At 37.7% G+C, this 12771-nt stretch carries 13 protein-coding genes; 10 read left to right on the top strand and 3 right to left on the bottom strand.

Annotated elements, in window-relative coordinates; genetic code table 11:
• Positions 1–176 precede the first annotated feature (176 nt).
• On the bottom strand, positions 177–1010 hold the full coding sequence (locus I6F44_RS01770; protein ID WP_010553100.1) for a mechanosensitive ion channel family protein: 834 nt from the start codon (positions 1008–1010) through the stop codon (positions 177–179).
• 378 nt (positions 1011–1388) lie between these two features.
• Between I6F44_RS01770 and I6F44_RS01765 the strand changes: the two genes are divergently transcribed.
• The 8 genes from I6F44_RS01765 (at position 1389) to I6F44_RS01730 (ending at position 11170) form a co-directional block, all read left to right on the top strand.
• Positions 1389–1775: a hypothetical protein gene (locus tag I6F44_RS01765; RefSeq protein WP_197173184.1), complete on the top strand. Its 387-nt coding sequence runs from the start codon at positions 1389–1391 to the stop codon at positions 1773–1775.
• Between the two features lie 332 nt (positions 1776–2107).
• Positions 2108–3976, top strand: coding sequence for a bifunctional glutathionylspermidine amidase/synthase (gss, locus tag I6F44_RS01760; RefSeq protein WP_197173183.1), 1869 nt, complete (start codon positions 2108–2110; stop codon positions 3974–3976).
• A gap of 136 nt (positions 3977–4112) precedes the next feature.
• Positions 4113–4481: a DUF2237 family protein gene (locus tag I6F44_RS01755; protein ID WP_121953954.1), complete on the top strand. Its 369-nt coding sequence runs from the start codon at positions 4113–4115 to the stop codon at positions 4479–4481.
• 235 nt (positions 4482–4716) lie between these two features.
• Positions 4717–5241, top strand: coding sequence for a DNA starvation/stationary phase protection protein Dps (dps, locus tag I6F44_RS01750; RefSeq protein ID WP_010553097.1), 525 nt, complete (start codon positions 4717–4719; stop codon positions 5239–5241).
• A 624-nt stretch (positions 5242–5865) separates the two neighbouring features.
• Positions 5866–8805 (top strand): TonB-dependent receptor, encoded by a 2940-nt coding sequence (locus tag I6F44_RS01745; RefSeq protein ID WP_197173182.1) that lies wholly within the window; start codon positions 5866–5868, stop codon positions 8803–8805.
• A 196-nt stretch (positions 8806–9001) separates the two neighbouring features.
• Positions 9002–9394, top strand: coding sequence for a replication initiation protein (locus I6F44_RS19770; protein WP_121955396.1), 393 nt, complete (start codon positions 9002–9004; stop codon positions 9392–9394).
• Positions 9343–9804: a replication initiation protein gene (locus I6F44_RS19765; RefSeq protein WP_197173253.1), complete on the top strand. Its 462-nt coding sequence runs from the start codon at positions 9343–9345 to the stop codon at positions 9802–9804. Before I6F44_RS19770 ends, I6F44_RS19765 begins: the two co-directional genes overlap by 52 nt.
• Positions 9805–9989: 185 nt before the next feature.
• Positions 9990–11170, top strand: a protein-coding gene (locus tag I6F44_RS01730; protein ID WP_197173181.1) for an IS3 family transposase whose coding sequence is annotated in 2 segments (ribosomal slippage) — positions 9990–10248 and positions 10248–11170 — 1182 coding nt in all. Because the reading frame shifts where the segments join, the coding sequence is not laid out codon by codon here.
• On the opposite strand, the gene I6F44_RS01725 is transcribed toward I6F44_RS01730, so the two are convergent.
• Together I6F44_RS01725 and I6F44_RS01720 are read right to left on the bottom strand one after the other, a co-directional pair.
• Positions 11164–11358, bottom strand: a complete 195-nt coding sequence (locus I6F44_RS01725) for a type II toxin-antitoxin system RelE family toxin (RefSeq protein ID WP_442960261.1) — start codon at positions 11356–11358, stop codon at positions 11164–11166. The genes I6F44_RS01730 and I6F44_RS01725 overlap by 7 nt on opposite strands.
• Positions 11348–11590, bottom strand: a complete 243-nt coding sequence (locus I6F44_RS01720) for a type II toxin-antitoxin system RelB/DinJ family antitoxin (protein ID WP_024605722.1) — start codon at positions 11588–11590, stop codon at positions 11348–11350. Before I6F44_RS01720 ends, I6F44_RS01725 begins: the two co-directional genes overlap by 11 nt.
• A 276-nt stretch (positions 11591–11866) precedes the next feature.
• Between I6F44_RS01720 and I6F44_RS01715 the strand changes: the two genes are divergently transcribed.
• Positions 11867–12244: a hypothetical protein gene (locus tag I6F44_RS01715; protein ID WP_197173180.1), complete on the top strand. Its 378-nt coding sequence runs from the start codon at positions 11867–11869 to the stop codon at positions 12242–12244.
• 104 nt (positions 12245–12348) lie between these two features.
• Positions 12349–12759 (top strand): hypothetical protein, encoded by a 411-nt coding sequence (locus I6F44_RS01710; RefSeq protein ID WP_197173179.1) that lies wholly within the window; start codon positions 12349–12351, stop codon positions 12757–12759.
• The last annotated feature ends 12 nt before the right edge of the window (positions 12760–12771 follow it).

Raw genomic sequence — 12771 nt, 5'->3', positions numbered from 1 at the left:
CTATGCAAATGCAAAATAAAGACCAGCCATCCAACCTAGTAAAAAAGGGCTGTACAGATAACAATGTAGTATTTGAGGTGGTTTATAAAAGAAAAAGTTACACAGGTATGTAACTTTTTCAGACAAAAAAAGAGCACTTAAAAAGTGCTCTTAGGTTTAAATCGTTTTAAATTTAGTTAATCTTTGCTTTCGTTAACTAAAATAACTTTACGATGTGGGAAAGGTATTTCGATGTTGTTTTCATCCAGTGCTTTTTTAATTAACTCTGGCACCGTGTAAAGAATATCGAAGTAATGCTCGCCCTTACAAAAAGGTCTTACTAAAAAGTCTACTGAGCTGTTGTTAAGAGTTTCTACTTCAACAAAAGGAGCTGGATCTTTTAGTATGTGTGGGTGCGCTGCAAGTACGGCATCTATAACTTTACGTACAGCCGTTGTATCTTCACCGTAAGCAACACCAAAATGCATATCCACACCACGAATTGGATGATGCGAATGGTTTATAATTTGCGCGCCCCAAATTTGACTATTTGGAATAATAACCTGTTGGTTATCGAACGTTTGTAAAATAGTAGTAAACATATCTACTTCTGTTACTTTACCAAAACGCCCTGCTGCCTCAATAAAGTCATTCACTTTATAAGGTCTGAAAACTAGTAGCATAACGCCCGCGGCAAGGTTCGACATTGCACCTTGTAACGCCAAGCCTATAGCAAGCCCCGCAGCACCTAGCAAAGCAATAATAGAGGCTGTTTGTACACCAAAGCGATTTAACACAGCAATAATAACGAACGCTAATATGATGTATCGAGCCATGCTGCCTAAAAAGCGAAAAAGCGTGTCATCAAGATGAGTGTATTTATGGCATAAGCCAATAATTAAATTGCGTACTTTGCCCGCTAACCATAAGCCCGCAAGCAAAATTGCAATCGCTAGTAATATGTTGGTTGCCCACGTAATTGCAGCGGGTAAATATTGATTAATATCAATGTTGTTTATTATGTCTTCCATTGTTTTTCCTGTTTTAAAAACTTTTAGCTAGTTTTAGCTAGTTTTACTATACCAAGCGCAATAGTTTAACAAAAAATTAACTAAAGTACGGCTATAGGAGTAATTTAAAACATAAAGAAAGAGCGTTCCCTCAAAACATGTCATCGCTCACGTAAATCTTTCAACACATAATTTTGCTTTAACCCTTGGTCTACAGCTTAAATAATTCAACTTTAACTTGTTCATAAATAAAGCTAATACCCGAGATAAATCTCGGTTAACTCTCTTAATTTTCTAATTACTGCTGGCACTCATCTATAAATTTACCGATAATCTCACCTAAGCGCGCATATATTGGCGAGACAACACAATTGGATGAAATTAAAACAAAGGATTATTATGAAAAAGTACTCAATTTTACTTACAGCGGCAGCACTTACTGTACTTGCTGGTTGTTCAACATCTGTTGCAGTAAGAGACTTTGAACAAAACCCTATTCCACAAACATCAACAATTACCAACAGTGAAGCTGACGTAGAAAAAGGTATTCTAAAGGCATGTATTCAGCTTGGTTGGAAGTGTACGCCTATGAGTGAAGGTAAAATAAAAGGTGTACTGGATATTCGCACACACCAATTAACTATCGATATTGCGTACGACAAAACGGCATACTCAATCAACTATAAAGACTCTATTAACTTAAACTACAACGGCAAAAAAATTCACCGCCAATATGTTAATTGGGTATCAAACCTAATACGCCATATAGATGCTGAAATGATTTAGCGGCGCGTTAACCTGCTTTACATATTATAAAAATCACTAAATATGAATAATAAAAGTGGAGAAGTTACCTATAGTTTCTCCATTTTTTAGTTGAGATTTAAACAACAACAATCACTTCAAAAAATATTAATAATTTTCAACCAGTTACAAATCAAAAAAGCACCAAACCTAACACTATTAGTAAAAGTACTCTCCCGTATTTTCACTCTTTAATGAATGAGTGATTTTTTACTTATCCCCCTTCGTAAAAACATATTTTATATCTTGCTATAACGCAGTTTCGCTCATATAGTCAGCAAATTATCACACCTTTATTTTGAACATCTTTGTTTATGAAATCTTCTGCTCCTGCTAGTGATTTTGGTACCTTATTAGGTTATGCACCTGGTAATGTTGCTGTGTATTCATCTGATTATGATACGGCTGACGAAAGCATTTATCCTAATCGTAGCGCCTACCGTAGTTACCTTGATGGCATTTACATGGGCTATAAATGGCAATGTGTTGAGTTTGCACGGCGATGGATGTATCTCAACCATAGTTATATTTTTGATGATATTGCTATGGCTTACGATATTTTTGAGCTGCGTTCTGTGCGCGATGTAAATAGCCAAAACAGACTGCCACTAAACGCGTTTAAAAATGGTGCTAAACATCATCCGCAAGTAGGTAGTTTACTTATTTGGGAGGAAGGCGGCGAGTTTGAAGAAACAGGCCATGTTGCTGTCGTTGTTGAAGTGCACGAAGATAAAATACGCCTTGCTGAGCAAAATGTAGGACATCAAATATGGCCAAAAGATCAAAGCTGGTGCCGTGAACTAAAAGCAAAAGTAACTAAAGATGGCGACTATTGGATTGAGTGCTCTTACAGCGACGCCACTATTTTAGGCTGGATGACACAAACTGATGAAACAGAATATGCTGAGCCAACGTCTGAGCTAAACACTGATTTATTTATTATAGAAGCCCATAAAGCAGTAGATACAGGGCAAGCAAACAAGTCATGGTTAAATATTGCGAATGACGATGAAGCTGCCTACGTAGAAATGATGCAAGGCCATAAACTTACATCAGTAGCTGAGGATCAACATAATTACTTTGCGATATCTCAAACGGCGCAGCAAAGCATTGAGCATGCAACAAATGAGCTGCATGGCTTATTTATGCATGCAACCGACTATGTACTGCAGCACCCTGAGTTATTAAAAAAGTTTAATTTACCCGATGTTGTGATTAATAAAATTCGCCAATCGTGGGATAACCGCTTAAACCAATTAATTACCAGTCGGTTTGACTTTGCTTTAACAGCAGCAGGTTTAAAAGTTTACGAATATAATTGCGATTCGGCATCGTGTTACATGGAAAGCGGCAAAGTTCAGGGTAAATGGGCAAAACACTTTGGTGTTAAAACAGGTGTAGATGCAGGCCAAAATTTATTTAAAGATCTCGTAAAAGCATGGCGTAAAAGTGAAGTAAAAGGTCTTGTTCATATTCTGCAAGATGATGAACCAGAAGAGCATTACCACGCATTATTTATGAAAGAAGCCATTGAAGCCGCGGGCTTTGAGTGTAAGTTAGTAATTGGCTTAAGCACACTTCGCTGGAATGAATCAGGCAACATAGTAGATGCAGATGGCGCACAACTGAGTTACGTGTGGAAAACGTGGTCGTGGGAAACCGCACTTGATCAAATTCGTGAAGAATGTGAAGCCGACCAATCATTAGGTGATAACTTTGAACCACAATTCAAAATTGGTGAAACGCCACGCTTAGTCGATGTACTGCTGCGTAAAAACGTGATGGTATTTGAACCACTGTGGACATTAATTCCTAGTAACAAGGCTATTTTACCAATACTGTGGAGTTTATTCCCTAATCATAAATATTTACTTAATACCGCGTTTGAGCTTAACGACGAGTTATTACAAACCGGTTATGTAGTTAAACCAATAGTAGGACGTTGTGGTGCTAATATTCAACTTGTTGATGAACAGCAGCAAGTTATAGAAAAAACAATGGGGCACTTTGCCGAGCAAGACCAAATATACCAACAACTATTTGCACTGCCTAAAGTAGATGACTACTTTGTACAAATATGTAGTTTTACAGCCGCCGGAAAATACTCTGGTGGTGGCGTACGTGTTGATAAAAGCATGATCATAAACGGCCATAGCGATTGTATGGCACTGCGTATTAAATAAATAATACTAAGCCCGCAATTTTGCTGCGGGCTTAAGTTTGTGTAGACCCCCTTCCCTCTTTTAAGTTTTATAGCTATCTCAAGCGAGTTACTCCTGATAGAGTAAATTTATTAAACACCACAAACTAAGGTATTTCATGGCGAATCAATTTAATGTACTTGGCACACGTTTAAAACTATGTTGCGGTAATGGTGGCTACACACGTGAAGGATTTTGTTATGTACCAGAATCAGATCTTGGCAATCACAGTGTGTGTGCAATTATGACTGACGAGTTTTTACAATTTTCAAAATCACAAGGTAACGACTTAATAAGCCCAAACCCTCTTTACGATTTTGAAGGTTTAAAAGCCGGTGATAAATGGTGCTTGTGTGCGCTAAGATGGCTTCATGCTATTTCAGCTAACGTTGCGCCACCAGTGGTACTTGAAGCTACAAATAAAAAATCATTAGAAATAGTGCCGCTCGATGTTTTGAAAGCGCACGAATATATAGCCAAAGTTTAAATACACTTAAGCGTTATTAAATTAAAGTCTGCAGATTTTACAAATGTATGCAGGCTTTTCAAAAATTCAATCACCCCTCCAGCCTCTAAAATCTTAAATAAAAACATAACCACATGTTTTTAAATAACTTTTAAAAACAATCAGCTTACGGCATAACAGTTGCTTCATTAAGTTTAAGTCATGCTCATAACGCAACATATTATATGAGCAACACATTACTTAAGTAGGAGAAATTATGAGTAACAATAACGAATCAAACAAAACAACTAAATTTACCGCGCCAGGTATGAGTGACGAATCAGCTCAAAAAACAATAGCTACGCTAGATAACCGCATGGTTGCATTGATAGATTTACAGCTTACTTTAAAGCATATTCACTGGAACGTAGTGGGACCTAACTTTATTGGCGTACACGAAATGATAGACCCACAAGTAGACATTGTGCGCGAAATGACAGATACAATTGCAGAGCGAATTGCGACTCTTGGTGGAGTGCCCGTTGGTACGCCTAAATCAATTGTAGATCGTCGTACATGGAACGAATACTCAGTAGGTAAAGGTTTAGTAACCGAGCATTTAGCCGCACTTGATAAAGTATACAACGGCGTTAATGGCGATCACCGCAAAGCAATTGAGACTCTTTCTGAATTAGATCCGGTGTCTGAAGATATGATCACCAGCCAACTAGCTGACCTAGAGCAATTTCAGTGGTTTATTAGAGCCCATTTAGAATCATCTACAGGCGAGTTAAAAAGCTAATACATTTAATCTAAGAAAGCCCAGCATTAATATGCTGGGCTTTTTTTTGCGTAAAAATCACTCTATTTATAATCATATATAGATATGTATCAGTAAGCTCTAATACAAAATTCATATAAAAACAATAGAAAATTGGTATTACCAAAATAAATAACCAAAATAAAATTTAATGATTTTATACTCCTTACTATTTCGCAAATTTATAAGCCATACCCAACCTTTAATGAACATCTCATTATTTTAACATCACTTAAAAAACAAACTAAATACGTATAAAAGTACGGCATAAAATTTAAAAACAGCACTAAAAAGTGTATTTAATAGTACAAATAATATAAAAAAACGTCTTTGGTAAACATACTTCAATAAAATTCATTCAAAATATAAAAAATAAAAACACATCATAAGCCATTAAATTTATTAAATATAAGCAAAATAAAAGAACGCTTTGTAATACATATTGTGAATTTTTGGTAAACAAAGGTTGTAATAAAAGCTGAATTGGACTAATTTCAACCACACCACCTGTATGACACGCTACAGGGAAACAGCAGTTAAATTGGTTAACCAAACCAAGTAACAACACACACAATGACGTAAGTCGTACCCAAACGGGAGAGATACATGAAACTCAATCAAATTACTTCAACATTAATTAATAAACATCAAAGAAGTAGCTCTACAACAATCGGTGCAGCAGCCCTTTTACTAATGGCTTCTTCAAATATTGCAGCGCAAGAGGCTCCGGCAGCTTCAGAAACGGCAGCTGCAGATATTGAAGTTATTGAAGTAAAAGGCATGCTAGGTAGTATGAAAGCCGCCGCTATGCTTAAGCGTACTGACGGACGTATTGTAGATGCGATTGTTGCTGAAGACATTGGTAAGTTACCTGATAATAATATTGCAGAAGCACTGCAACGTATTACTGGTGTATCTATTAATACCGATTTTGGTGTGGGTGACAGTGTTTCGATTCGTGGCTTACCTCAAAACCGTGTTGAATTAAACGGTCGCTCTACTATTGGTGACTCTCGTGACGGTATTAGCTTACAAGATTACCCATCAAGTTTCTTAAAAACGGTAGAAGTCGTTAAGTCTCCTACTGCCGATATGATTGAAGGTGCATTAGGCGGAACAGTTAGTCTAAAAACGGTTCGCCCATTAGAGCTAGATAAACTAACTGGTGCTGTTTCATTAGATGGTGAGTACGCTGATAAAACAGAAAAAGTAGCGCCTATTTTTAGCGGTTCACTTGGTAACAATTGGGATTTTGATGAAATGGGTACCTTTGGTGCCATTGCTATGTTTTCGTTTCAAGATCGCGAAATTCGTCAAGATGAAACGTCTAGCCGTGTTAAACCTCAAGACATCGAAATTAATGGCCAAGAAGGTAATACATCAAGTGGCAACGCTATCGTACGAGACGAGCACAGTGTTGAACAATACGTAGAACAACGTAAACGTACTGCTGTAAATTTATCACTTCAGTGGGCACCGCAATCTGGTAATGGCATGGTGTATCTAGATTTAAGTGGCACTAAACGCTCTGGTGAGCAAAGTGGCAACTCTATATTGGGTGTTGCAGGTTCACTATCAACAGATGCAAATACAACTCAAGATGCTAACGGCGTAAATAATTACACGTTAACCAACGAATTTGGTATTCCTAAAACATACAGTGACTTTCGTGAAACCGACTCGTTTTCAAATGCACTTGGTGCAGAGTGGAACCTTACTGACAGTATAAAAATCTCTGGTGAAATTGCGGTAGCATCATCAGAAAGTGTAAGACCAGATTCTGAATTTACACTTCGCCCAATCGAAAAATCAACATTTGAAGCAAGCGGCGGTGTTGATTTAGTAAACCATTTATATGATGGTGCATTTTCTCAAAACGGTAATAAATTACCAAGCATCATTCATTCAGATCCAAATGCATTTACTGACCCACAAAACTTAGCACTACGTACGTTTAAAAGTGAAGATAGAAGAACAGATAATGACGAAACAGCTATTCGTTTTGACGTTGAAATGTTTGAACCTCTCAGCAGCTTGAGCTGGGTGTCTAAAGTAAAAGCAGGTGTACGTGTTACTAACCGTGATTACGAATACGAGCAATACAAAGTAGAAATTAAAGACATTTACAAAAATGCATTTAACGACTCAGATGGTTCATTAGCTACTTTATGGGTTGATGACTACAACGCCGCTTTTTCAAATAGCTTCACAACAGTTAGCCACGACAACTCTTTTGACCAATTAGGTCATTCAGGGCAAAACGACCTACTAACGTTTTTAAGCTACAACGGTTTATCTAACCCTGCAAATACTTACGCTCAACTTCAGCAGTTACTTGCAGGTACTAACCTAGCGTCAACAGGTAGTCTTTCAGATAACCAAGAGTTTCAGGAAAGCGCATACCGTAACGTAGTTGAAGATACAGCTGCCGTGTATATATCAGCGTACTTAGACTTTGATAACATTACTGCGATTGTGGGCGGTCGTTATGTGACTACAGATTTAGAATCAAGCGTGTTTCTTAACGGCGAAAAAGTAACTGGCGACAATGACTATAGCGACTTTTTACCAAGCTTAAACGTTACGTATAACTACTCAGACGAAACATTATTTCGCTTTGCTGCTGCAAAAGTTATGCGACGCGCTGACTTTAGCGAGCTAAGCCCTGCGTTTGACGTTAATAACGACATTACAGGTGCAACGCAAGGCTCTATTGATTTAGAACCATACCGCGCAACACAATACGACTTATCTGTAGAGCATTACTTTGATGAAGGTAACGTACTATCTTTCGCAGTATTTTATAAAGATGTTGAGTCTTTCTTAAGTAACGAAAGCAGCTGTCAGGCTTCTTCAAGTACTTCAACTGGTCAAAACGTAACTCAATGGAACCAAGTATGTCAGCTTGACGTTGCAGGTGTTTCACAAGACAACCTAGTTTACTCTGATGCGACTGACTACCCAGTAGATGCAGATGGCTTTAACCATGTTGCAGGTCTGCGTGATGCAGGACTAACGGGTATCGATACAGTTAAAAATGTAAATGGTGAAAACGGCTCAGTACAAGGTTTTGAAGTGGGCTACCAACAGTTCTTCACAAGTTTACCTGGTGCATTTTCTGGCTTAGGTGTTAATGCAAACTACACGTATGCAGACAGCGAACAACCAAACGGCAACCCACTATTAGACATTTCTAAAAATACATATAACTTACAAGTATTTTGGGAATACGAAGGGTTCTCTACTCGTATCGCTTATAACTACCGTGACAGTTTCTTAGATACTGAAAACGAAAAACGTGTAGAAAATATTAACTCAGACGGCAGCATTTCAGCAGAAGGCACTGTTTACGGTAATAACTACCGTGACGACAGAGGCCAGTTAGATTTCTCTGCAAGCTGGGATATTAACGAAAACGTGACCTTAGTAGGTAATGCGACCAACTTAACGGGTGAGCCTTCAATCTACCTATCTGAACTAGGTGGTACTTGGAAGTACACTGAAGCGGATCGCCGTTACAGCTTTGGTATTCGCGCTAAATTTTAATTTTCCCTAGACACTAAAGCCTGCTTTTATGCAGGCTTTTTTACGCCTATAAAAAAGTAGCTTTATATTATACAAACCTTATTAAAAACATGATTATTCTACCGAGTCTTGTGGATAAAAATATAAAGGTGGTATTAACTAAAAGTAAACCATCCCTTAACTTGTAGGAGGTCGCAAAAAATAAAGAAAATCCCTTATGGAATTAGTAAACACATCTAGTAAAACGAAAGTTCGGCATAAGACCGATATCAACAAAACACTATCTAAGATGCCCTTGTCATCTAGGCGCGTTTTATTTATGGCCATAGCTCAACTGGACTCTAAAAAAATAGTAAAGCAAGGCCAAGTATTCCGAATTTATGCTAGTGAATACGCGAAAATAGCCAAGCTAGAAATGAACACAGCCTATGAGCAACTAAAATCCGCGACTCTGGACTTACAAAAACAAATAATAGGGATTCCGAAAGATCAGCTTTTACCACCCATACCACGCTCTGGAGATAACCCTTGGAGGAAACCTAGCGGCAAAGGTATCGTATACTTAACGTCACTGAATACTGCGACTATGAGGACGGTGGCGGTTACGTAGACATTAACTTTAGCCGTCAAATGAAGCCGTATATTTGCATGATAGAGGGCAAATATACCACCCAAGTTTTAATATCGAGCACACGGCTAAAAGACACAAACGCAAGTAACTTATATCAACTCCTACGCCAGAAAATAAGCGAAAAGAAAGACCGCTATTTTGAAATAGGTGTCGATGAGCTAAAAGACGAACTAGGACTATACACAACAAAAAACAAGGAAAAATTTTACTCATACACTCTATTTAAAGACTTGAATAAACTTGTCATAAAGCGAAGTATAGAGACGATTAAAGACACTACCGAAATAAAGAATACAAGCGTTGAAATCATCGAGAGGAAGCAACGTAAAGCAACTAAGCTAAGGTTCTCTTATCGAGTAGATGACCAAATGAAATTTGAGGGATTTTAGCTAAACTCGTTTCTCTGCATCGTTGTAAGCTTCTGACTTGTTTCTTTTCCCTATAGCCAAAACAAGAATCAAAACCTTTTCATCCTGTACTTGATATATCAAGCGATATGTAGTGGTACAGTGATTTTGGCCACCCATTAAGAAAGAAATGTTATGCTGATAAGCATACAAATTTGGGTGAAAAAATGACGAAATTAAAACGCGCAACGTATTCTGCAGCAATAAAATTAGAAACAGCTCAGCTTGTAGTTGACCAAAGTTATACGCAAGAAGAAGCAGCCAAAGCGATGGGTGTGGGTAAATCAACCGTTAGTAAGTGGGTTACTCAATTAAAGCAAGAGCGTAATGGCCAGCCACCATCGGCTTCGCCAATGACGCCCGAACAAATTGAAATCCGCGAACTTAAAAAGCAAATCCAACGCATCGAATTAGAAAAGGATATATTAAAAAAGGCTACCGCTCTCTTGATGTCCGACTCCCTGAACAATTCTCGTTAATTGAGAAACTAAATCAACGAGAGCGTTACCCAATTAGCGTGCTGTGTAACGTATTCAATGTGCATCGTAGCAGCTATAAATATTGGGCTATAAGGGATACAACGCCGACACCAGAACAAGTAAGGCTAGAGGCTGAAGTTAGAGCAATACATGCAATGAGCGGCGGCTCAGCTGGGGCGCGGACAATCGCGGCAATAGCAACGAACAATGATTTTGAATTGAGTCGTTATCGTGCTGCTAAGCTAATGGTTAAATTAAAGCTTGAAAGCTGCCAAGTACCTCAACATTCATATAAACGCGGCGGTAATGAACACCTTGAAATTCCAAATCTGCTTGATAGACAGTTTGATGTTGTTGAGCCAGATACCGTGTGGTGCGGTGATGTGACGTATATTTGGGTAGGTAATCGCTGGGCTTATTTAGCCGTTGTTATTGATTTATTTGCACGTAAAGTAGTTGGCTGGGCCATGTCGTTGTCGCCAGATACTAATTTAACGCTAAAAGCGCTTGAACTCGCGTATGAAAGCAGAGGAAAACCGACAGGACTGATGTTTCATTCAGACCAGGGTAGTCACTATACCAGTTTAAAATATCGTCAACGTTTATGGCGCTATAAAATCAAACAAAGTATGAGTAGGCGTGGAAACTGTTGGGATAATGCACCAATGGAGCGATTTTTTAGAAGCTTTAAAACGGAATGGATGCCAAAGGTTGGATATGGAAATTTTATAGATGCTAAATATAGCGTTAGTGATTATATCAACGGATATTACAACAACGTTAGGCCGCATCATTATAATGCCGGTTTAGCGCCAAATGAATCTGAGGTTAGATATCAAGATTCTAAAACTGTGGCCAAATTTTATTGACCACTACAATACCCTGCTTTACGCAGCTTAATTTTGTAGCAATCTGGCAGCTCTCTTAGTCGGTTAGCTTCAATCCGAGGGTGCTTTAAGACTTCTGACAACTTATTTTTGAATTGATCACGTACGGTTGCACCTAATTTATGCCACTCCTTGAGCGCTCGAGGGTCAAATTCTAACTCATAGGTCATTTAGCGAAACCTTTACCCCTGTTTTTGGTTCAGCTAAACGGGCTTTTGCAACAGCAATTAGCGCCTCGTCGTCACTAGTTAATAGCACAGATTTGAATGGTAAAGCCTCTCTTTGTGCAACATATTCTAATGTTTGTCTTAATAGTTCAGAGGGAGTTATACCTAACTTTTCTAATGCTGCATAAGAACGCGCTTTCAAATCATCATCAACACGAATATTAATAGTACCCATAGCACACCTGTAATTACAATTGTATATACATTAATTATATTCAACTGAGATAAAAGTGCAAGAGCTATTATTTTTATTCTAATGCTTAAAAGGGGTTGAAGGGGTATCCCCTTTGCACGCGACTGTATTAAGATTACGAAGTAATTGTATACATTCGACAGCGTGCCTACTATCTCATTTTGTCATACACTGTTTTCATCTGAAATAAGCTATTGTGCCTTTAAAAATAGGCGTATACGCTTTGTTTACACCCGTATACAACAGAGGCATTTTAGAATGGCCATTCTAAGCATCCGAATTGACGATAGATTAAAAGAGTCTTTAAATAATGAGGCGCAAAAGCAAGATGTTTCTTTATCTGAATATGTGAAGAAATCACTGGAAAGTAAGAACGTTGATACCCACATACTAGCAACAGAGAGAAATTTAAAAAGCTCTGTTGATAGTATTGAAAGTTTAGCGCACGTCGCTCAGGAAACTGTACGCGAAGTTGAACTAGATATTCAGCGGCTAAATGAATCGTTTAAAAATGCCAATCACCTAAAAGAACTCAAAAAATTAAAATGGATATTAATTTCTATATCTCTCATCTTTGTATCAATCTCGATACCTATATTTCATTTTGATATTACTTATTTAAAAGCCTTATTTTAACTTCAGATCATAAGTTAGAACACTCTAATGTACCTCTTCCCTTTGTAAAGCGGCATATTTATTACTTACTTTATACACTTAAAACTAGCAAAGGGATGTTCATTATGATTATCGGCAATCAAACAGCTATTTACAGTCAATATCAGTCAGTTCAACAACCTAAAGAAAATCAAAAAGACGGCAATGAATTGCCAGCAAATCTTAGTGATAACAAAGCTACGATAGAAGAACCTAAAGGTCTTGATATGAGAAATATATCAAGCGGAGACATTAGGGATTTAGCTAAAGCTACAGGTGATGATCGTGTTTGGCAGTTCATACCTTTTGAAAAGTTTGAATTTGATGGTAGCACTTTAAAAGGTGTTGAAAATAAAGATTATTTGGGTTTTTTAGAAAGAAGAATTGAGTATAAGAAAAGCATGCATGAATCAACAAAAGACTACGAAGAAGTTCTCTCCGCTCTTAAAAGTTACCAAGGATATGTATTACCACCAAAAATAGATATAAAGGCATAGTTTATACTATGC

The sequence above is a fragment of the Pseudoalteromonas sp. NZS11_1 genome (genome assembly GCF_015864275.1).
GTDB classification, from domain to species: Bacteria; Pseudomonadota; Gammaproteobacteria; order Enterobacterales; family Alteromonadaceae; genus Pseudoalteromonas; species Pseudoalteromonas arctica.
Note: the sequence above shows the minus strand (reverse complement) of the source record. Positions and strands in the feature narration are given on the sequence as shown.

Excerpts from the sequence above, each read along its gene's own strand:
- gss (WP_197173183.1), top strand. The coding sequence starts at position 2,108 with ATGAAATCTTCTGCTCCTGCTAGTGATTTTGGTACCTTATTAGGTTAT.
- I6F44_RS01725 (WP_442960261.1), bottom strand. The coding sequence starts at position 11,358 with ATGACCTATGAGTTAGAATTTGACCCTCGAGCGCTCAAGGAGTGGCAT.
- I6F44_RS01710 (WP_197173179.1), top strand. The coding sequence starts at position 12,349 with ATGATTATCGGCAATCAAACAGCTATTTACAGTCAATATCAGTCAGTT.
- I6F44_RS01745 (WP_197173182.1), top strand. The coding sequence starts at position 5,866 with ATGAAACTCAATCAAATTACTTCAACATTAATTAATAAACATCAAAGA.
- dps (WP_010553097.1), top strand. The coding sequence starts at position 4,717 with ATGAGTAACAATAACGAATCAAACAAAACAACTAAATTTACCGCGCCA.
- I6F44_RS01765 (WP_197173184.1), top strand. The coding sequence starts at position 1,389 with ATGAAAAAGTACTCAATTTTACTTACAGCGGCAGCACTTACTGTACTT.
- I6F44_RS01770 (WP_010553100.1), bottom strand. The coding sequence starts at position 1,010 with ATGGAAGACATAATAAACAACATTGATATTAATCAATATTTACCCGCT.
- I6F44_RS01715 (WP_197173180.1), top strand. The coding sequence starts at position 11,867 with ATGGCCATTCTAAGCATCCGAATTGACGATAGATTAAAAGAGTCTTTA.
- I6F44_RS01720 (WP_024605722.1), bottom strand. The coding sequence starts at position 11,590 with ATGGGTACTATTAATATTCGTGTTGATGATGATTTGAAAGCGCGTTCT.
- I6F44_RS19770 (WP_121955396.1), top strand. The coding sequence starts at position 9,002 with ATGGAATTAGTAAACACATCTAGTAAAACGAAAGTTCGGCATAAGACC.
- I6F44_RS01755 (WP_121953954.1), top strand. The coding sequence starts at position 4,113 with ATGGCGAATCAATTTAATGTACTTGGCACACGTTTAAAACTATGTTGC.